The sequence below is a fragment of the Epilithonimonas pallida genome (assembly GCF_900182975.1).
Taxonomy (GTDB): Bacteria; Bacteroidota; Bacteroidia; order Flavobacteriales; family Weeksellaceae; genus Epilithonimonas; species Epilithonimonas pallida.
Genome location: NZ_FXUO01000001.1, coordinates 554065 through 576534, shown reverse-complemented (window position 1 = coordinate 576534; position 22470 = coordinate 554065). Strand labels below are relative to the sequence as shown.

Here is a 22470-nt window from a genome sequence, read left to right as displayed (position 1 = left end):
ATAGTGGTTTATCAAATTAATTAGAATTGTTCAACACAATCTTTGATTCGTCTCATTGCTTCTCGCAGTTCTTTTTCCGAAGCTGCATAAGAAAAACGAATACATTCGGGGCTTCCGAAACTAACACCGCCAACACAAGCAACATTGGCATTTTCTAATAGAAACATTGCGAAATCATCAGAATCTTTGATTTCAGTTCCATTCAAATTCTTACCGATGAAGTAAGAAATATCCGGGAAGAAATAGAATGCACTTTTTGGAAGGTTGCATTTGAAACCTTTGATATCTTTCATTAAATCGAAAACCAAATCACGTCTTTTATGGAATTCGGTAATCATATATTGTAATTCTGACGGATCCATCTGTAAAGCCGTAATAGAAGCTCTTTGCGCTATTGTATTCGCACCGCTGGTCATTTGGCCCTGGACTTTGTCACAAGCCTTCGCTAACCAGTCAGGGCATGCCGAATAACCGATTCTCCAGCCTGTCATAGCAAAAGCTTTGCTCATACCATTGATTACAGCGGTTTGCTCATAAACCTGAGGAAAGCTCGCAATAGAAACGTGTTCACCTTCATAATTAATAAATTCATAGATTTCATCGGAAATGATTGTAATCTCAGGATATTTTGCAATAACATCAGCAATTGACTCCAATTCTTCTTTGGTGTAGAAACTACCCGATGGGTTACAAGGCGAACTATAAAGCAGGGCTTTAGTCTTTGGTGTAATGGCTTTTTCTAATTGCTCCGCTGTAATTTTGAATTCCGTATCAATAGATGTCTGGATAAAAACCGAAGTTCCCCCAACCAATTTTACCATCTCATCATAACTTACCCAATATGGCGCGGGTAAAATAACTTCGTCACCGTCATTAATGATCGCAGACAAAACATTAATGATAGATTGTTTTGCACCATTGGAAACACAAATTTGTGTTGGTTTATAATCCAGCTGATTATCTCTTTTTAGTTTTTCTGATATGGCTTGTCTCAGTTCCAAAAAACCGGGAACGGGCGAGTAGTGGCTATAATTTTCATTAATGGCATCAAAAGCAGCTTGTTTGATTTTTTGAGGAACATCAAAATCCGGTTCGCCCAAAGTTAAACTAATTACATCTATTCCGGCGGCTTTCATCTCACGCGCTTTGTTACTCATTACGAAGGTCTGAGAATAACTCAGTCTGTTCAGTCTATCAGAAATTTTACTCATTATGTATTACGATTAGATTCAATCACAAATATAATTTTTTATAATCAATAACCTAAACAAGTAGCATATTAAAATAAAAATTATTATAACCCTGATGTCAATAAAAAATATTTGCAAAAAAATGCTTCTGAAAATTAATTCGGTGTTGAAAATAAATATAGATTTGATTTGAAAATTAATTATTTATTGAGAAATTATTGATATAATTAATTATTTTTGCATTTATCTTCAAACACTTGTTTATAATTAATAACAAGATAGAATATTTTAGGCAACCCATTAATGAATTTTAATTTTACGAAATATTTTTCAGCTCTTTTAATACTATTTTTCATTTTTATTAATGCAAAAAAAATAGACCTGCATTCTATTGAGGAAGAAATCATCCAATATAATAGAGAAGGAAAACATAAGCTATCACAAAAGAAACTATCTGATATTTTACTTAACGGTGATCTAACAAAAGAAGAAGAAGGTAATATTCTTTTTCTAATGGCAACTACATATCGCAGCGTCAATGATTATATGATGTGTATCGAATATCTCAATCGTTCCAATTCAATTGCCAGACAACTACCTCCGGACAATATCCTGAGAATGAAAATAGATTATGAATATGCCTTTGTCTATTTTGATAATAACGATTACGAAAAAGCGGAAGAAGCCATGAAAAGGATTGCTTCAAAAAATTATGTCAACGCTTTTCCGGAAGACAATTCCTATATACTGATGCAAGAAGGTTACCTTTTCATGATCAAAAAAAAATACAATGAAGCTGAAAAAAAGTATTACGAAGCCATGGATATCATGGAAAATGCGAATACATGCAATGTGCCTATAGTTTATGTAAAGCTTATGAACCTGTATGGGAAAAGGAAAGACATAGGAAAAGCAGAGGAGGCATACAAAGAGAGCATGCAGATTTCCGATAGCTGTAACATTTTAAAATACAAAATCTTAGCCTCATCCGAAATGGAAAAAATCTATAAGGAGAATAATCTTTTTGCGAAAGCCTACCTAATTGGTTCAAAGCTTGATTCACTTCGCAGATTGGAAAATCAGGATGTTAAGATCTCCGAGATGCATATTGTTGATAAGGCACTTACTGAAAAAGAGCAGATCATAAAAGAAGAATCAGATATTTGGAAAAGAACTGTTGTTTTAATTGTCCTGATTTTATTATCCGTTTTAATTGCTTACTATTTCTTCAGAAAAAATAAAAAAATAAAAAAGGACAGGTTGAGGATGAAGGAAGAAATTGAGCAAATGAAAGAAGAGCTCAACCAGTATTCTCAAAATTCGTCTGACGAAAAAATTCTAAATCCTGAACTTGATTTATTATTAAATTCTAACAAATTAACCGACCGCCAGAAAGATCTTTTGATACTTTTAGCAGATGGATTGTCCAACAAGGAAATTGCCGAAAAACTTTTCATAAGTGAAAATACGGTTAAGTATCATACCAAGAATATTTATAATATTTTGGACATTAAAGATCGGAAAGATTTCTTCAAAAAATTGAGAAATAATTAATTTTCGACCTACTACATTTCCCCTACATCTACGTAAAAACACCTACTACATTGCCCATACAAAGACTATCCCAAAGGATAGTTTTTGCTTTAAACACAGGGTTTTCCGCTCCAAAACTTGTACGTCTTACAGTATTATTAATAATATTGCAACCGGATTGGTAAAAATATAATAGCAGATAAGTTCTGCTTGCGAACAAACTATCCATTTTGTAAGGATAAACCTCCTTAAAAATCACCTGAAATTTTCAAGGAGCAGATTTATTACCGTATGATAATATGGATGCAAAATATGCAATTTAATTTTGCACGCTCAAATTTTTATAAATCATCGATTATGAAAAAAAACTATTTTTTATTCTTTGCAATACTATTTGCAAATTTATTTTTTGGACAATCAGATTTAGTTAAATGGGGATTAACCTCAAATGGAAATGTAACTTACAGCAATAGCCGTGTAACAGCAACAGCTATTACCACTAGTCAAAACCCGATCTCTTACAGTTCACAAGGAATGACTGTAACAGGTTGGAATAATAGCAGTGTAGAACACTATCGTTATTTTGGATTTTCCGTAAGTTCTTCTAACGGAAATCAGGTAAAAATCTCTAATCTTGCTTTTGAACAGGACAAAACCAACCCTGGCCCAACACATTATACTATCAGGTATTACGTTGCACCGAATAATAATGCCATAGATGATTATACATACATGTATAATGTAGGTTCTACAATATTGGTTAATAACGAATCGATTAATGCTAATGCTGCCAAGAATATTCCTCTTAATATAACATTGTCAGGAACACAGACTCTTGTTATACGTTTCTATTCGTCGGGTAATAACTGGAATGGTGGCTGGATAATCAAAGCTAATACTCTAAAGTTAACTGAAACTCAAGCAACTGTTCCTGTAGCAAACAACGATTCTTATTCTGTTTATAAAAATAGTACCACCAACCTGAACATTCTTTCAAACGATACTTCAGGTTCAGCTATAAGCGGGATAACAATCACACAACAACCCGCACATGGAACTTTAACTGTGAACGGAACAACTGATGTAACTTATACTCCAACATCCGGATATGAAGGTGCGGACACATTTAAATACAAAGCAGTCAATACCACAGGATCCTCCAATGAAGCAACAGTTAGCTTAAATGTGATTGCTGCTGTTCCGGTTGCAAATAATGACTCGTATAATGTTTATAATTTCACCGATACCAACCTTAATATCTTAAGCAATGATACTTCAACACTTGCGATAACCGGTATAACAATTACTCAACAGCCTTCACACGGAACAGTAACTGTAAACGGAACAAGCAATGTGGCTTACAAATCTGTCGCAGGTTATGTAGGAGCGGATTCGTTCAAATACCAGGTAAGCAATATAACAGGACCTTCTAATGAAGCTTCTGTGAGCATTTCAGTTGCACAGGATCCTAATACAGCTGTACCGGTAGCTAACAATGATTCCTATACGGTTTATAAGAATAACAATTCAAATTTTAATGTTTTAAGCAATGACACTTCTGTTCTTACTATTACAGGAGTTACGATTACCCAGCAACCTGCACATGGAACATTGACTGTTAATGGAACTACAAATATTACCTACAAGCCGGAAACCGGTTACGGAGGAGCAGATACATTCAAATATAAAGCAGTTAATGCAACGGGACCTTCCAATGAGGCTACTGTAAGCATCAATGTTGTGGATAACGTTAATTCGGTTTTAGCACGTTGGAACAAGTCAGATTTTTCACCAAACAGATACAATGACAATATCACGGTTGGGAATATGACTTCAACAGCCAATCTTTCTTATGTTCAGTATATCAGTGCGAGTGGTTATAATGCATTCCACACAACAGGCTGGCCTGATAAAAATGTTGAAACAATTGATAAGAGTAAGTATATTCAGTTTACCATAAGTCCGAAAAATGGTTATAAATTATACCTCTCTGATTTCAGTTTTCTTTGCAGAATGGAATCAGGTGATGCAAGAATTAAAATTGACTATTCTTTGAACAGTAATTTCACAACAGCATACAATGTATTACCAGAAACAACAATTACTAATAGCATCTCTACAATCTCTGTTACAAACTTTTCAAGACCAATTGCAACAGACGGGCAAATTGTTTACCTGAGAATCTATGTTTATAATACATGGAATGCTTTTCAAATATTGCTGAATGATGGAGGGGCTAATGGTCCGGCGTTCTCAGGATATACAGAATTCAGTTCTACTGCGCCGATTGCCTATAACGATACGGTAAGCAATATTGTTAATAATGATATCGATATCAATGTTTTGATTAATGATGATTACAGCAACAAGATTAATTCATTAACATATACACAGCCGTCTCATGGAACAACTAGCTTAAATGCTGACAAAACGATCAACTATATTCCGGCTAAAGATTATGTTGGTACAGATTCTTTCTCATATTATATCACGAATGAATATGGCGTTTCTAATACAGCAACTGTAAGTATCAATAATGTTCCGAACGCAACTTCGCCTTTGATTCGTTGGGATCAGAATAATTTTACAGCAACTACGTTTCAGTCATTCATCAATTCAACAACAATGACGACTGCTGGTGGTGTAACTGTTAATGTGGGTGGTGAGACCAATCCGAAGGCTTATTATCTTGTAAGCCAGAATAATGGAACAGGAAGCCCAATCAATACTTCCAAATACACTCAATTCATCCTGGACAATATCAGTCCAAACAAAACAATTGAGCCAAAGACTTTCAGCTATATTGCAAAAGGGACTGATGGTGCGATTTATGAATTGCGTTATTCAAAAAATGCGGATTTTTCAGATTATACTGTAATGGGAACAGGAACGGTCACTAACAATTATACACTGAAAACATTAAATTTCAGCAATACATTGAAAGTAGGACCGGGTGAGAAAGTTTATGTAAGATTATATCTTTATAATACGGATTATGTACAATATGTTTTCCAGTATCTTCCTGGTGGCTCTGGCCCTGAGATTGACGGTATTTTTTACAATTATGTTTTTGCTTCTAATGATACAACCTGGCTAAATGCAGCTAATCCTCATTGGAATAATGGAATACCTACCGCAACTAAGAATGCAATCATTGAAACTAGTTACGATACTGCAACTTATGGTAACTTCGAAAGTAATAATTTGACAATTAATCCGGGAGGAACATTGACTGTCAATGCTGGAGGATATATAACGATTAACGGACAAATTGCGAACAAAAATACTGCGACAGGTTCATTTGTTATAGAGCACAATGCTAACCTTTTACAAAAGAATAATGCTCAGAATACCGGAAATGTAACTGTTAAAAAATCTGCCATTATCCCGAAAATGGGTTATAACTATTGGTCTTCACCAGTAATAGGACAAAACCTTTATCAGTTTTCCGAAGGTTATAACCAGGCAACAACAACGGGAACAGGAACCCCTTGGAACAGATTCTATGTTTACAATGAAGCTAATGATTATTTTGTAACAACCATTGCAAATGAGATTACGCTGAATTCTTCATCTGTATTCCAACCCGCAAGAGGATATGCGATCCGAGGAAAAAACAGTTTCCCGGAAACAGTTACAACAACATCTGCAACATCACAATTCGAATTTGTTGGTATTCCTCAAAATGGCGATGTTACTTCGTACAATCTCAAGTGGACGAGCGCAGTGAGAGGATATAACTTAGTTGGAAATCCTTATCCTTCTAATATTAGCTTCAGTGATTTTTATGCAGAAAACAGTTCAAAAATCTATGGCGTTGCATATTTCTGGACTAATAATGACGGACAGGTAACATCTCAGCAGAGTAGCGGCTACAGCGGAAACAATTACGCAATCGCAACAGCTGTAGGAGGGACATCCGCAACCTATTTCGGTTACAATAACAGAAAACCTAATGGCAATATTTCTGTCGGTCAAGGATTTATAATTCAAACTAAACAAGCCGGAAAAAATCAGCCTTTGGTATTCAAGAATTCTATGAGAAATTCTGATGCTGCAAATTATTATAACAAGACAAGTTCTCAGAAAAACAGATTTTGGTTAGAATTCAAATCACCAACCAATGTTAACAATGAAATATTGATCGGCTACGTTCCAAATGCAACTAATGGCTTTGACAACGATTATGATGCAGATCTGTTGGCAATCGGTAGTGACTCGTTCTGGAATGTTTTAGACAATCACAAATTGGCAATCCAGGCAAAAGATGAAAATTTCTCAGAAGAAGATATTATAAAATTAGGATTCAAATCCTCAACATCAGGCAATTATACCATTTCCTTAACAGATAAGGACGGAATCTTCAAAACAAGCCAGGCAATTTATTTGAAAGATAAGTATCTTAATAAAGTCATCAACATTACAGATAATGCTTATACTTTCTACACAAGCTCCGGACAGTATGAAGATAGATTCGAGGTGATCTACAAATCTTTGGAAACTTTAGGCATTGATAATATTTTAAAAAACGGAATTATTATTTCTAAAGACTCTCAGAATTTTGTTATAAAATCCGATGATAATATTGATGAAGTAAGTCTTTATGATTCTGTCGGAAGATTATTATACAACACAAAAAATGCAAAAAAAGAAGTTTTGATTAATAAGACGAACCTTACAGAAGGGATGTACATTATAAAAGTGAATTCTAGAAATACAACGATGACCAAAAAAGTTTTAAAATAACACATTAAAACTTTGAAATTTAGAAACCGCCAAAAATCATTTTTTGGTGGTTTTTTATTTGGTTGTAATTAATAATTAAGAAATCTTTTCATAATTTCGCCTTATGTCTTTAGATTTAATTTTAAAATATTTCCCCGATATTACCAGCGAGCAAAAAAATCAATTTGCCGAACTCGAAACCTTGTACAAAGACTGGAATGAAAAAATTAATGTGATTTCCAGAAAAGATACTGATAGTCTGTATGAAAAGCACATTCTACATTCGTTAGGCATTGCCAAGGTGATGGAGTTTGCTGACGGAACAAAAGTTCTGGACATTGGAACCGGCGGCGGATTTCCCGGTATTCCTTTGGCTATTCTCTTTCCTAATGTCCATTTCACGCTGGTGGACAGCATCGGAAAAAAAATAACGGTAGTAAAAGGAGTTGCCGAGAGTCTTGGCCTGAAAAATGTTACAGCTTATCATATGAGAGCTGAACAGCTGAAAGAGAAATTTCATTTCGTGGTCAGCAGAGCGGTAACCCAAATGCCGGTTTTCTTAACGTGGCTGAGAGGAAAATTTGAAAAAGAACAAATCAATCCTAAGCACAATGGCGTCCTTTATTTGAAAGGTGGTGATCTCGCGGAAGAGCTTGCAGGATTGAAATGCGAGATTTTCAATTTGAAAAATTATTTCGAAGGAGAATTTTTTGATACGAAAAAAGTAGTTTACCTGTCAAAAGGTCATTTTAATAACTAAAATAAGAAACGATTATGAAGAATGTATTTATTTTATCAGTATTAGCCGTATTTTCAACAATGCTGATGTCTTGCCACGACAACGATGATTATTCGGAAATCACCAACGTTTATGCAACCAAGGTAGACAGCGTTCACATCCCGATGGATACAATGGCGCTGGGCGTTACGCAGGAGATGAAGTTATATTCCACATTTACCAGAACCTGCGAAGGAATCTATAGCTACGATTATCAGTACACCAACGACTCTGTAAGAACAGTTGCCAATTTCGCTTACAAAACCAATGATGTTTGTGGTAGCGGAACCTATGTTGATGGAAGCAGAGTTAACTTCAAACCGACAAAAATAGGAACTTACACATTCAAATTCTGGACAGGAAAAGACACCAGTGGAGCTAACACTTTCTTGGAAAGAAAAGTAGTTGTAGAGTAGATTTTTAGGAGCTTAATCCCGCTTTCCACTATATCTTTTTTGTTATTGCGAACAAAGTGAAGCCATTTATAAAAACATTCAGCCACGCAATAACAAAAAAGGATGCCGTTACAATCGGGGCTAGGTTTGTCATTGCATAGGAATTCAAGTCCTTTGATGAGTTTACGCCTTTGCGAACTTAAAAACGATTAGTAGTTAAAACATCTTTGCGGACTTTGCGTTTAAAATTTGCTTCAAGTCAACAAAAAAATAATTAAATTGAGCCTTTAAGTTTTTAAAGGCTTTTTTTATGCAGTTTCTTCAGAAGATCATTTCAGAATTATTAGAAAATCGTCACGACATTTCCGGATTGGATATTGTTCTTCCTGGAAAAAGACCAATGGTTTTCATCAAAAGAATCCTGAAAGAAAAGCATTACCAAGGGCTATTACCCAACTTCGTCACTATAGATGAACTCATCGCAGAATTATCAGACAATGTAGAAATCAAAGGCATTGCGCTTTGGTTATTCGCATTTCGTATTTATAATAAAATTGATGCTTCCGAAGATTTTTCAGGGTTTCTGAAATGGTTTCCGACTTTGCAAAAAGATTGGGACGATATGATGAAGTTTTCAGACGACGACCAGAAAATTCTGCTTTGGATGCTGGACGAAGAACGCATCAAAAACTGGGGAGAAAATCTCGGCGACGATGACAATCCAAGAAAACGAAACCTCAATTTCTGGCGAAAAATGAACGAGTTTCTGCCACTTCTGAAATCAGAATTGAAAAAAGAAAATCTCGCTACTTCCGGAATGTTATATCAAGATGCTTTTTCCGGAATTGAAAATTTTGCCAAACAAACCAATCGGCAGTTTGTTTTTTGTGGATTTAATGCGTTGTCAAGAGTGGAAGAGCAATTGGTAAGACAGCTTTTGCAATGGAACAAAGCGGAAACTTATTTTCAAGCCGACCAATATTATATTGACGACGAAAGACAGGAATCCGGAAAGTTCCTGCGAGAAACGTTGAAGTGGAAAGAATTCAATGACAATAGAAATTTCAAATGGATTGAAAATCAATTTTCACAACCAAAAAATATCAAAACTTACGAAGTTTCGGGAAATATTGTCCAAGCCAAATTTCTTCCCGAAATTCTGAAAAAAATTCCAAAAAACGAATTATCAGAAACAGCTTTGGTCCTATTGGATGAAAATCTTTTGCCAGCCGTTTTAGACAGTTTAAATGCTATTGAAAGCGTGAATATTACGATGGGATTTCCGTTGAAGAATCTATCGTTCAGTAATGCTATAAAAAAACTGTTTTATCTTCAGAAACAGCAGGAAAAAAAATCGTCAAGTTATTATTACGCCGATGTTTTGCCAATCTTGGAAGAATTACCAAATGACGAAAAAGATTCTGAAATTATCCGAAATTTTATCTTCGCAATAGAAGAAAGAAACATCGTTTATATTTCTAAAACTTTGTTACAGGAATTACTTGGAAATCTCAGTTATTTTCAGCTTTTACAAAAACCGGAAAACTATCAGATATTTTTAGATCTGTTAATTAAGTTCTGTTACGAGCTCAAATTCAAGGAATTGGATGATATTCAGTACGAGAATATTGCGTTGTTTGAGAATGTTTTCAAAATCATTAAAAATCAATTATTACCTTATCAGATTGATGTCAAAATAGAAACTTTGGAAGTTCTCATCAATCAGTTGGTCAATTCGGAAACTATTGATTTCGTGGGAGAACCTTTGGCGGGATTCCAGATTATGGGACTTTTGGAGACGCGTCTTTTGAACTTCAAGAATATAATATTGTTATCCGTCAACGAAGGAAAATTACCATTAGGAAATACACAAAATACCTACATTCCATTTGATGTCCGCAAGAATTTTGGTTTGAATACTTTTCTTGAAAATGACAGTATTTATGCTTATCACTTTTACCGATTGATTCAGAATTCGGAAAATGTTCATTTGCTTTACAATGCTTTGAGTTCCGGTGTTAATACAGGCGAAAAAAGCCGTTTTATCACCCAATTGGAAATGGAAAGTCCGCACAATATCGAACATATTATTATCGAAAATTCCTCGGAACCAATTGCCCAGGAACTGATGAAAATCGAGAAGAATGAAGAAGTAATGCGACTTTTGAACGAATGGAAAAACCGTGTTTCACCATCTCATCTCGTGACCTATCTTTATAACCCGATTGATTTCTATCTTAATAATCTTCTCAAAACCAGAGAAACCAACGAAATCGAAGAAGAACTTTCGCAAAGAAATTATGGAAACCTGGTTCATTATGCTTTGCAATTTTTGCACGAACCAATAAAGAATAAATTATTATCATTTAATGATTTAGAAAGTTTACTTCAACAAACAGATTCAGCGATTGACTTTGCGATTGAGAAGCTCAAACATCAGCAGGAATTTTATGAACGGGGAATGAATTACATCCACAAAGAAATTGCTAAAAGGGTAGTGCGCAATATTGTAGAATATGATTTGGAATTGGTGAAAAATGGTTCTGCTTTGGAGATTCTGGATTTGGAGAAAGAAATCAACTGTGATTTTTACCTTGATGAAAATCGAACTGACAAAATCAGTTTCTACGGTTTTATCGACAGAATCGATAGATTGGACGGAATTACAAGAGTGATTGATTATAAAACGGCAAAACCGAAAAATTTAACAATTAATCTTGGTAAAAACAAAGAAGAAAAACTTCCGGAATTATTTTTCCGAGACGATTACAAGCAGGCTTTGCAGCTTTCGATTTATAAATATTGTACCAGGAACGTTTTGAACATCAATCCTGATAATATCGAAACGGCAATCTGGTCTTTTGCAGAAGTCAGTAATGGCCCACAAAAACTGAACTTCATTGAGATTGAAGATTCGGAAGTGGAGGATTCTATCAGGAACTTAATTTTTGAAATTCTTAATCCTGAAATTCCATTTGAGGAAAAAGAGAAGGTGAGTTGGTAATTTATTATTAATAAACATAATGTTTGTCATTCCGTAGGAATCTCTACAGCTAAGTTTAGATTCCTGCGGACAATATTGAGATTAGTTTTAGAATCATATTAAGGTTGGCTTTTCAGTTTCAAATCAGTTAATTTTGCTCTTACTTTTTTCATAAAATCAGAACCCGGATCTTCTTTCCCTGTAAAATATTTAGAATCCGTTTCTTTCCAAAGTTTAGAATTCCTAAAAACACCATATTCCGAATGCCCGATGAGATATTCAATCGGATATTTTTTTGCAAGATATTTGACTAATTCTGCATTGGCTTCAACTTGCTTATCGGTCAAAGGTTGAGATTTACTTCCGATATTTTCTATACCGATGGCGCAATAATTCAATCCAATCGTATGTCTTGCAAACAATTCCGGGTCAACCAATTGATAAACCGTTCCGTCTCTGTCAACCAGAAAATGAGCAGAAACGTTGAGAGAACTTTGTTTTTTGAGTGTTGCTCTTTGATTCTCCAGATATAAATTGTTGAAATATCTGAAATTGGACTCAATCGTTCCACCAGCGGTGTAATGAAGGACAATGATATTCGGGGTGATATTCGGGGTTTTCTGGATTAAATTGTGATGGTCTTTCATATAATCCAGACTCAGCTTCATTCTTTCTTTAGAATAATCAATCGGTTTCTGAATGATTTTAAGGTTTTGAGCCTGGAATAGAAAGCAAAAACTCAGAAATAAAAGTTGGAAAATCCTTTTCATTATAAATATTTATAAACCACAAAAGTCACAAAAGTTTTTTAGATTAACAAAAAGATAAAATAAGTACCGGTTATAAACTCTTTTTTGTTCTTTTTAATATCCATAATAGTAATGTCTTTTGTGACTTTTGTGGTTCAATATCTTCTACTTAGAATATTGATAATGCCCCGTAATCGTCCAATCAAAAAGACAATCCTGTAAAACCTGCCCAGCTCCGATATTATGAGAAATCAAATATCGTTTGCCATCTGCTGATTTTTTATTGACAACAATTCCGATATGTGTCAGATTTTTAGGCAAATCCCAAGTTACAATATCGCCGGGAACATAATCCTTCGCATCATTTGTAATAGGCTTTACTTTCCCAAATCTCGAAAAGAAAACCATCAGATTCGGAACACGCCTGTGATCGATATTAGTATCAGGTCTTTTCAATCCCCATTTCTTTGGATATTTGGAGAAATTCTTTGCCATATCTTCGTGGACTTCCTTCTGCAAATCGATTCCCAATTCTCTGTAAGCTCTGATGACCACATCTGTACAAACACCTTTCCCTGCAGGCACATCGCCATTCGGATATTTTATATTAAAATAAGTAGGGTCATAAACGACTTTGTCTTTAGTCAGATTAATAGCAGCATTGGAGAGTTTGGTTTGAAAATTTTGTCCAAAAATAGTTATGGAAACGAAGAATAGAATGACGAAGCAATTTTTCATATGAAGTTTTTTGAAACCACAAAAGTCACAAAAGCAAGAATAAATCTTTTGTGGCTTTTTGTGGTTTACATCTGAACGAAAAAACCTGCGAAAATATTCCGCAGGTTTTGTTAAAAATATATAAGATTGATTTGGTCTTATCCAAAGGCATTGATGCCGGTAATATCCATCCCTGTAATCAAAAGATGAATATCGTGTGTTCCTTCGTAAGTAATAACCGATTCCAGGTTCGCAGCGTGGCGCATCATCGGGAATTCTCCCATTATTCCCATTCCGCCCAACATTTGACGGGATTCTCTGGCAATATCAATCGCCATCTTTACATTATTTCTTTTCGCCATTGATATTTGTGCAGGCGATGCTTTATGCGCATTTTTAAGATTTCCTAACTGTAGGCAAAGCAATTGTGCTTTGGTAATTTCCGTCAAAAATTCAGCTAGTTTCTTTTGTTGAAGCTGGAAAGAGGCAATCGGTTTTCCGAATTGTTTTCTTTCTTTAGAGTATTGAACGGCAGTACAATAGCAATCAATCGCAGCACCAATGACACCCCAGGAAATGCCGTATCTCGCTGAGTTAAGACAAGACAAAGGTCCTTTCAAACCTTCAATATTAGGAAGTAGATTTTCCTTAGGAACTCTCACATTATTGAAAACCAATTCGCCGGTTTTTGATGCTCGCAGACTCCATTTGTTATGAGTAGTAGGTGTAGTAAAACCCTCCATTCCGCGTTCTACAATCAGTCCGCGTACTTTTCCGTCTTCGCCTTTTGCCCACACTACAGCGATGTCTGCAACCGGAGCGTTGGTGATCCACATTTTGGCACCATTCAAAAGATAATGATCGCCCTGATCTGTGAATTTGGATTCCATAGAAGAAGGGTCGGAGCCGTGATTAGGCTCTGTCAAACCAAAACATCCGATCATATCGCCGGAAGCCAGCTTCGGAAGGTATTTTCTTTTTTGCTCCTCGGAACCGTATTCGAAAATAGGGAACATTACCAAAGAAGACTGAACAGAAGCCGCAGAACGAACCGCCGAATCGCCTCTTTCCAGTTCCTGCATTATCAATCCATAAGAGATTTGGTCCAATCCCGGACCGCCGTATTCTTCAGGAATGTACGGTCCTAATGCACCGATATTTCCCAATTCCTTCATTAATCCCGGGATATCAGTATGATTTTGTGCTGCTTCATCAATCTGTGGCATTACAAAACTTTCCACCCAACTTCTTACAGAATCGCGGATAAGCTTGTGTTCTTCGGACAAAAGAGCGTCTATTGAATAGTAATCTGGTATGCTTGTTAAAGGGTAATATGACATTATTTTTGTTTTGCCTAAAAATAAAGCTTTTCCTGAATTACCAAAATAGATTGTTAACAAATAATTCATTTTCTGAAAAACGTCATAATTGTGCCGCAAACCGTTTTAAGACCTGCACAACTTTGGCTGAGCTTATAAAACTAAAGTTTTGTAACCAATCGACTTTTACTTTGATTTGAAAACCCTCGTTTTGTAACAAAAGTAAAAGTCATTTTGTTTCATATGAATCGTAGGAGACTTCCGCCAATGTCATTTGGTTTGAAAACGGTCGTTTTGTAATGAATTGAGTTTTTATTTTAGATTGATGTTAGAATTAGTATTATTTTTTAATGCTGTTAATCAAATATTACAAATTCACGACATTTGCAGTTTATAATTTTATTAAGATATGAACATAGAAGAATTGACAATTCTTCAGAATGAAATTGTTAAAGAAATATTTTTAAAATAAAAAGCTCCAACCAATGAAGCTTTCATTTTATTTCTTCTTCAAATCTTTATCAATCTGCTTTTCTGCATTTTCGGCTTTCTTTTCCTGAGCGCGTTTTTCTTTTCGCTGTTGTACCCGGGATTTTTTCTCTGCACGTTTTTCTTCACGGATGACTTTGTTGGATTTGGTATTATACAAAGCTTCTACAATACCTTGTCCGGTTTTGCTGAAGATTTTGATTTTCGGTTTCTCATGCGTGCCGGTCACCACAATCGGGAATCCAATCCATCCGCCTGGCGGTAAACCAACTCTCACCCGGAAATCCAGCAAACCATTAAAACTCGTAGTTCCGCTAATTGTAGGCCGTAGAATAGAAACCTTGAAGGTAAACGGCTCAACATGAATCAGATTATTTTTGATATGGCTTTCGATATTTACGCCTTTCATATCTGGGTTATTGAATGCATTGGCTCCAATATTATCACCAATTGTTGACAGCATCTTCAGGTTTTTGACTTCTACATCTCTCAGATTGACATTTCCGCCACCTTCCAAAGAAGGATAGATTGGCTTCATATTGCTGTCAAAATCACCTTTCAATTTATAATCTAATGAGACAATTCCTTTTACATTTTTCGCTGCTGTCGCCATTTCACGCACCATGTCAATTTCATTATAAGCTCTTTGAACATCGAAGTTGTCAACCTTCAAAGCCACATCATAATTGGCAGTAATCGGAGATTCATTTTGGTATCTCGCATCGATCTCCATTCGGCTTCCGATGATATCAAACGTTGTATTTTTAAGATAGACTTCACCTTTTGTAACCGAAGCCAATCCTGCAAGGTTATTCAATCCAAGCCCTTTGAATTCTACTTTTTTCGCATTAGCTTCCAAAGAAACATCCAGATTGGTCGGGACAATCACAACACCGCTGCTTTTCGGGTGTTCCTCCTTCGCATAAGTTACTGCAAGGGATTTGTCTTTGTTGTCGCCTTCTTTCAGCGCCATAAATTCATCTACCAAAATATAATTGGATTTCAAATGAAATCGACCATGCAACGTTCCTTTTCTTTCTATGAAATAATTGATGGTATTCAATAAATATCCGTTGAGTGAATAATCTGATTTCCCGTAATTACCATAGAATTTTCTGAACCACATTTTTTCATTTTCAAATTCGAAATTCCCTTCTTTGATATAGAATGATTTCGGAAGATATTCTGTTGTGGCTTTGATATTTTTTAGGATTAAATTTCCTCTGTTATCAAGTTTACTGTACTGTCCGCTTGTCGCATAACTTTGTCTTCCATTCAAAGATAAATCTGCCATAATCAAACCGCTGATATCCAAACCTTCTTTTTTGAAAACCTTGTAGATTCTGCCGACATTTAAAACACCTTTTGCTCTGACTTTGTATAATAAATCTTCAAAATCCTGTAAATCTGCAGTTACGAAAACAGGATTGCCTTCAAAATCAAATTTGAAAGGATCGAGTTTTACGCCTAAACTTTTGAACGTTCCGTCTGTGTTATGAATATTTGCTAAAATATTGATATTCTGAATTGGATTTGGATAATATTTTGTTTTCAGCCAGCCATTTTTCAGATTAAAATAACCTTTCGTTATCGGAAATAATTTTTTGTCTAAACTGAAAATTCCATTAGACTGAATATCAGTATTCATAAGACCTTTTATTTCAATATCTTTTAAACCTAATGCTGCATCCAGAGTTGCCAAATCAACGGCACCTTTTACATTGGCATTGACTTTCATTTCGTTCAGTCCCTGCGTTTTCACCACTGCACGAAAGCTGTTGTTTTTACCCAAATCAAAACTCAAAGTTCTCAAATCGAGTAGGAGTTTCTCAGTATCCAGCGAAGGCAAATCAACATTCAGATCCATATTAAGATTGTTCATCGGAACCGGAGCATTACTATTGGAAACAAAACCATTGTTAACTTTTAAGCTCGCTTTTAAGTCAGGTTTCAGTTTTTTTGGTTCGCTGAATCGTCCCTTTAAACTGAAAAACAAATCGCTGTTTCCTTCAATTTTTGTGTCTTTTGCCCAATCCAGATATTGCGGAGGCAAAACCGAAATCATATCCCGAATGGTTGTTTTCTCCGATGCTGCATTAATATTAATATTATAACCGTCTCTAAGGATACTTAAAAATCCTGTGAATTTCAAAGGTAGTTCATTGATTCTCAATTCATTTTTTCTCAGCACAAACGTCAATGCATTGGTATTAATTCTTGTAATCAAATCTGCGTGTAAAGTTTTCTGCTGTGCATACCAGATTCGATTTAAGGCAAAATCAATTTTATCAATATCTAGGTCTGTTTCCAAATCGAAAATATCTTCACTCAATCCACCTTTTCCTGTATAATTAAGACCTTTTGCATTAACCAGAACATTGGCTGCGTGATCATTGTATTTGATATTCCAGTTTTTCAGTTTGATTAAATCCAATTTGACGGAAGCGCCAGCTTCGGTTGTATCTTTTGGTTTGTCAGACGGTTTGGAAACATAAACGTTATAATTAGCTTCTCCTTTAGAATTGACAAAAACATTGGCTGTAGCATCATTCACATAGATCTCATCAATTTTAACATCTCTATCAAAAATCAGATTTTTCAAATTGATTCCAACTGCAACTTCTTTGGCTGCGAGCAGAGTGTCTTGTTCAAAAGGTTTGGAACCCTTCAATATAAAATCGTCTACGGAAACCGTGAGAGAAGGAAAGTGACTGAAAAAAGTAAGGTGTGTTTTCTTATAATCCAATTCGCCCGCCAGATGTTTATTCGCAAAGATCTTAACCTGTTGGGAAATGGTTCCCGGAAATAAAATCGGGATAATAAACATTAGAAATAAGATAGAAGCGATTCCAATTCCCAGCCATTTCAGAATTTTAATTACAATTGATTTTACATTTCCCACAGTCATAATCTTAAATTTTTCTGATTAATTCAAAGATTATGCTAAAAGTAAATCACAAAAAAATCCTTCGAGAAATTTTCAAAAAAAATTTTAAATATTCAAAAACCCTTACTAATCCAAAATTAGCGTAATATTTTTATGCGATTCTATAATTTCAATTAAAATTTCAAATAAGGTTTGCCCGTTTCCGTCAATTAATTCATCCAGTTTTTGCTGAATTAAATTTACATTGAAAGGCTTTCCAATTCGAATTTTATTTTGATAGAATTCTTTTGTTGAATCAAAACCTAAATCTTCTCTCGACTTTTGGGAATTTTTCCAGATTATGTCTGTATCTACACCATACAAAATATCATCAAATCCATCCAACTTTCCAATTCTCATCTTTCATAAAAAGTTGAGAAACTTCTTCGTAGAAACCTTCCATATTAGAAAAATGACTGCCATTGATGACAGTCATTTTCTTTTTATTATTATTTGAAGTATTCCACTCCATTTTTAAAGATATTGTGATAATTCGCAGTTGGAATGTTTTTCATCAATCCTTCTGCAAAACGTTCCGGATGCCCCATTCTACCGAAGATTTTTCCGTCCGGACTCGTAATTCCTTCAATTCCGAACAATGAATTGTTTGGATTGAATGGCATTCCGTGAGCGATGTTTCCTTCCAAATCTAAGTATTGTGTTGCAACCTGCCCATTTTCATACAACTTCTGAATTTCCGCTTCCGAAGCCATGAAACGACCTTCACCGTGAGAAATCGGAATAGTGAACACCTGATCTTTCATTCCTTTTAACCAAGGTGATTCGTCATTCACAACTCTTACGTTTACCATCTGAGAGATATGTCTTCTGATGGCATTATGAGCCAACGTCGGAGAATTTTCATCTAAATCCTTGATTCTTCCGTAAGGCAGCAATCCAGACTTCACCAAAGCTTGGAAACCGTTACAGATACCGATAATCATTCCGTCTCTGTCTAACAATTCGTGAACTGCGTTTCTCATCTTCTCGTTCTTTAAAACGTTTACAATGAATTTTGCAGAACCGTCCGGCTCATCACCTGCAGAGAAACCTCCTGAGAAAGCCAAAATCTGAGAAGTTTTAATTTCTTCTACCCAAGCGTCAATACTTTCGTCCAACAATTGGTGATTGATATTGATCAAAGGCAGACTGCTGATTGCAGCTCCTTCTTTTGCAAAAGCATTTAATGTATCATACTCGCAGTTAGTTCCCGGGAAAACCGGTGCAAATACTTTTGGCTGAGCAATTCCATGCTTTTTAATAATAATATTTCTTGGGTTGATCGAATTTAGTTTTTCATCGATCTCAACCGTAATTTTTTCTTTTTCAACCGTTGGGAAAAGATTCTCAAAAGTGTTTGTATTGGCTGCTAATAATTTCTCAATTGCGAATTCAACATCATTAATTTTAATAACATTTGAATCTTTAACTTCTCCGATCAATTGAAGGTTAACAGAGCTTAATTCTTCTTTAGATTCGATGATTAAGCTACCTATATTTTTAGCTAATAAAACATTTTCGTCAACCGTGATTTCAGCACCTAATCTGTTTCCGAAACTCATTTTTGCCAAAGTAACTGCAACACCGCCTTCTTTTACCGTTTTTACAGAAACGATTTTTCCGGCTTTTATATTTTCGAAAATAAATTCGTAAACCGTTTTTAAAGCGCCGTAATTCGGAAGTCCGTTTTCCTGAGCGATATGATTGAAGAAATACACTTTATTTCCTGCCTTCTTAAATTCCGGAGAGATAATATTTTTCTTTTCTCCGTTCGCACAAGCGAAAGAAATCAACGTTGGCGGAACATTCAGATCCTGGTATGTTCCACTCATTGAATCTTTTCCTCCGATTGCAGCCAAACCGAAATTGATCTGAGCATCGTAAGCTCCCAACAATGAAGCTAAAGGTTTTCCCCATTTTTCAGGATTCTGACCTAATTTTTCAAAATATTCCTGGAAACTGAATCTGATATTTTTATAATCGCCACCCATCGCAACGATTTTTGCCACACTTTCCACAACAGCGTAAGAAGCTCCCAACAAAGAGTTCTGCTTAGAAATCTCTGCATCGAATCCCCAACTTGCCAAAGAAACCGTTTCGATATTTTTTGCTCCGATGATCGGCAATGTCTGAACACTTCCTTCCATCAAAGTCTGCTGATATTTTCCACCCAAAGGCATCGCAACCGTAGTCGCACCAATCGATGAATCAAACATCTCCAACAAACCTTTTTGAGAAGCTACATTTTTATCACTTAATATTTTTAAGAAATTCTCTTCATTGAATGTCGGAGTTTCTTCTTTTACTTCATTAAGGTGAGTAATTTTAACTTCCTGGCTTTTCGAACAACCATTCGTATCTAAAAACGCTCTTGAAAGGTCAACAATTTTATCACCTTTCCAGAACATCTGCATTCTTCCAGAATCGGTCACTTTTGCAACTTCAACAGCCACAATATTTTCAGCTTCACAGAATTTGATGAATTGTTCTTTATCTTTTGGTTCAACCACAACTGCCATTCTTTCCTGAGATTCAGAAATAGCAAGCTCGGTTCCGTTCAAACCTTCATATTTTAAAGGTAAAACATCAAGGTTTACTTCTAAAGAATCAGCGATTTCACCGATGGCCACAGAAACACCTCCAGCTCCGAAGTCATTAGATTTTTTGATCAATCTCGTTACTTCCGGATTTCTGAATAACCTTTGGATTTTACGTTCTTCTACGGCATTTCCTTTCTGAACTTCAGAACTCATCGTGTGGATTGAAGTTTCGTCCTGTTCTTTTGAACTTCCGCTTGCTCCTCCAACTCCATCGCGACCTGTTGCACCTCCTAAAATAATGATAGAATCACCATTTGTAGGTTTTTCACGTCTTACCCAATCCACAGGAACTGCTCCGGCAACGAAACCAACTTCCATTCTTTTTGCCTTATAACCTTCATCATAAATTTCAGAAACCATTGTAGTTGCTAAACCGATTTGGTTTCCATAAGAAGAATATCCGTTTGCAGCCTGTTTTGTGATGGTTTTTTGAGGTAATTTGCCCGGCAAAGTTTTGTCAACCGATTCCAGAACGTCTGCAGCACCCGTTAATCTCATCGCCTGGAAAACGAAAGAACGTCCGGACAAAGGATCTCTGATCGCTCCACCTAAACAAGTCGAAGCGCCACCAAAAGGCTCAATTTCCGTAGGGTGATTGTGCGTTTCATTTTTGAATAATAAATACCATGGTTCTTTTTTACCATCGTATTCAGCTTCGATTTGGATCGTACAAGCGTTGATTTCATCAGAAACCACCAAGTTCTCCAAATTACCTGTTTTATGGAAATATCTTCCGCAAACTGTCGCCAGATCCATTAAAGAGATTGGTTTCAATTCGCGTCCTAAGAATTTTCTTTTTTCGATATAATCATTGAAAATGGTTTCCAATGTATGTTTGAACTGTCCTTCAAATTCAATATTTGACAACTCTGTTTCAAACGTGGTGTGACGACAGTGGTCACTCCAATACGTGTCTAAAACTTTAAGTTCTGTTTCTGTAGGATTTCTCTGTTCAGTTTTAAAATATTCCTGAATGAATTTCAAATCGTCTAAACCTAATGCAAAACCATGATTGTTAAAGAACTCTTCAAGCTGAGCATCATCAAAATTGATAAAGTTTTCGTGAACAATAACTTTTGATGGAGTTTCTTCCGCAGGAATGTCTAAAATTGACAGATCTTTTTCCTGAGATTCCACTTTATTGATTAAAAGGTCTTTGATTTTTACTAAATCAGATTCGGAAACACCTTCAAATTCGATTAGTTTCCCACTTCTTACTTTAGACTTCTCATTTCCAGTCAGTAAAGCAATACACTGTTGGGCAGAATCTGCACGCTGATCATATTGACCAGGCAAAAATTCTAATGCGAAATGAATTCCCTGTGCAGGATTTTCTTCGATTAAAATATCAGTAACAGGATCTACGAAAGTGCTGTTGACCACTTTTTCGAATTCACCATCGTTTAATCCAAAAAGATCGTAAACGTTATATACCTTTACGCTTTGGATAGACGGAACCACCGCTTTTACTTCATCAAAAATTTTTGGACTTTCCACATCGAAAATTCCTCTTTTTTCTACGAAAATTCTTTTGTTTTGAGACATTAGATGTCAGATATTTATTAGGTTTATTTTATAATTTTATTCTTATTTTTTAATAGGCTCCAATTTCATCAATTTCATTATTCTTGATTTTACTTTCATTTTTATTAATTAAGTATACAATATAAATAAAAAAAACAATTGTTCCTAAATATCCAAATGTATAGCCTAAATTTTCAACCAAATCTTTTTCTTTAAAAATTTCTTGATAGTAGATCTTGAAGAAGAAATCAAAAATTAAACTTAAAATTGAGAATAAAACTCCTGTATTAAAAAAAATAAGATATTTATTTTTCCTGAAAAACAACAATAAAGAAATTGTATAAAAACTAAACTCGAAAATTCTAGCTGCCAAAAAGAATAAATCGATAATTGCAGGATCGGAGTAATTTTTATATAAAAACAATCTATTTATGATTCCAATCAATAAAGTAGCTGCAAAAAAGAAGCTAATTATAATATAGAGAGTTTTAATTAATCTACTTTTATTTTTCATATAGATTTTACAAATCAATAAAATCTTA

The 22470-nt window shown here is 35.1% G+C and carries 15 protein-coding genes; 5 read left to right on the top strand and 10 right to left on the bottom strand.

From position 1 onward, the window contains the following. Positions 1–20: 20 nt before the first annotated feature. On the bottom strand, positions 21–1211 hold the full coding sequence (locus QOL71_RS02490; RefSeq protein ID WP_283415390.1) for a pyridoxal phosphate-dependent aminotransferase: 1191 nt from the start codon (positions 1209–1211) through the stop codon (positions 21–23). A gap of 282 nt (positions 1212–1493) precedes the next feature. Between QOL71_RS02490 and QOL71_RS02485 the strand changes: the two genes are divergently transcribed. Then, positions 1494–2744 (top strand): LuxR C-terminal-related transcriptional regulator, encoded by a 1251-nt coding sequence (locus QOL71_RS02485; RefSeq protein WP_283415389.1) that lies wholly within the window; start codon positions 1494–1496, stop codon positions 2742–2744. A gap of 28 nt (positions 2745–2772) precedes the next feature. Here the strand turns inward: QOL71_RS02485 and QOL71_RS02480 are convergent, their stop codons facing one another. Further along, on the bottom strand, positions 2773–2952 hold the full coding sequence (locus QOL71_RS02480) for a hypothetical protein (RefSeq protein ID WP_283415388.1): 180 nt from the start codon (positions 2950–2952) through the stop codon (positions 2773–2775). Between the two features lie 128 nt (positions 2953–3080). Between QOL71_RS02480 and QOL71_RS02475 the strand changes: the two genes are divergently transcribed. The 4 genes from QOL71_RS02475 (at position 3081) to QOL71_RS02460 (ending at position 11625) form a co-directional block, all read left to right on the top strand. Further along, a complete protein-coding gene (locus tag QOL71_RS02475) occupies positions 3081–7469 on the top strand; it encodes an Ig-like domain-containing protein (RefSeq protein WP_283415387.1) in 4389 nt (1462 codons plus the stop codon). A 103-nt stretch (positions 7470–7572) separates the two neighbouring features. Further along, positions 7573–8208 carry a 16S rRNA (guanine(527)-N(7))-methyltransferase RsmG gene (gene rsmG / locus QOL71_RS02470; protein WP_283415386.1) on the top strand — a complete coding sequence of 212 codons (636 nt, stop codon included), beginning with the start codon at positions 7573–7575 and terminating at the stop codon, positions 8206–8208. A gap of 14 nt (positions 8209–8222) precedes the next feature. Further along, entirely contained in the window at positions 8223–8642 is a 420-nt protein-coding gene (locus QOL71_RS02465) for a hypothetical protein (RefSeq protein WP_283415385.1), read from the top strand. Positions 8643–8931: 289 nt separating this feature from the next. After that, on the top strand, positions 8932–11625 hold the full coding sequence (locus QOL71_RS02460; RefSeq protein WP_283415384.1) for a PD-(D/E)XK nuclease family protein: 2694 nt from the start codon (positions 8932–8934) through the stop codon (positions 11623–11625). A gap of 98 nt (positions 11626–11723) precedes the next feature. On the opposite strand, the gene QOL71_RS02455 is transcribed toward QOL71_RS02460, so the two are convergent. From QOL71_RS02455 to QOL71_RS02420, 8 genes are all read right to left on the bottom strand, one after another. Continuing rightward, a complete protein-coding gene (locus tag QOL71_RS02455) occupies positions 11724–12374 on the bottom strand; it encodes a peptidoglycan recognition protein family protein (protein WP_283415383.1) in 651 nt (216 codons plus the stop codon). Positions 12375–12518: 144 nt separating this feature from the next. After that, entirely contained in the window at positions 12519–13091 is a 573-nt protein-coding gene (locus QOL71_RS02450) for a DUF1287 domain-containing protein (RefSeq protein ID WP_283415382.1), read from the bottom strand. Positions 13092–13228: 137 nt separating this feature from the next. Further along, positions 13229–14410: an acyl-CoA dehydrogenase family protein gene (locus QOL71_RS02445; protein WP_283415529.1), complete on the bottom strand. Its 1182-nt coding sequence runs from the start codon at positions 14408–14410 to the stop codon at positions 13229–13231. 478 nt (positions 14411–14888) lie between these two features. Further along, positions 14889–17786: an AsmA-like C-terminal region-containing protein gene (locus tag QOL71_RS02440; protein WP_283415381.1), complete on the bottom strand. Its 2898-nt coding sequence runs from the start codon at positions 17784–17786 to the stop codon at positions 14889–14891. Positions 17787–17891: 105 nt separating this feature from the next. Continuing rightward, entirely contained in the window at positions 17892–18164 is a 273-nt protein-coding gene (locus QOL71_RS02435) for a hypothetical protein (protein ID WP_283415380.1), read from the bottom strand. Next, positions 18136–18276: a hypothetical protein gene (locus QOL71_RS02430; protein ID WP_283415379.1), complete on the bottom strand. Its 141-nt coding sequence runs from the start codon at positions 18274–18276 to the stop codon at positions 18136–18138. Before QOL71_RS02430 ends, QOL71_RS02435 begins: the two co-directional genes overlap by 29 nt. Beyond that, positions 18254–21949, bottom strand: a complete 3696-nt coding sequence (locus tag QOL71_RS02425) for a phosphoribosylformylglycinamidine synthase (RefSeq protein ID WP_283415378.1) — start codon at positions 21947–21949, stop codon at positions 18254–18256. Before QOL71_RS02425 ends, QOL71_RS02430 begins: the two co-directional genes overlap by 23 nt. Before the next feature lie 49 nt (positions 21950–21998). After that, positions 21999–22442: a hypothetical protein gene (locus QOL71_RS02420; RefSeq protein WP_283415377.1), complete on the bottom strand. Its 444-nt coding sequence runs from the start codon at positions 22440–22442 to the stop codon at positions 21999–22001. Between the last annotated feature and the right edge of the window lie 28 nt (positions 22443–22470).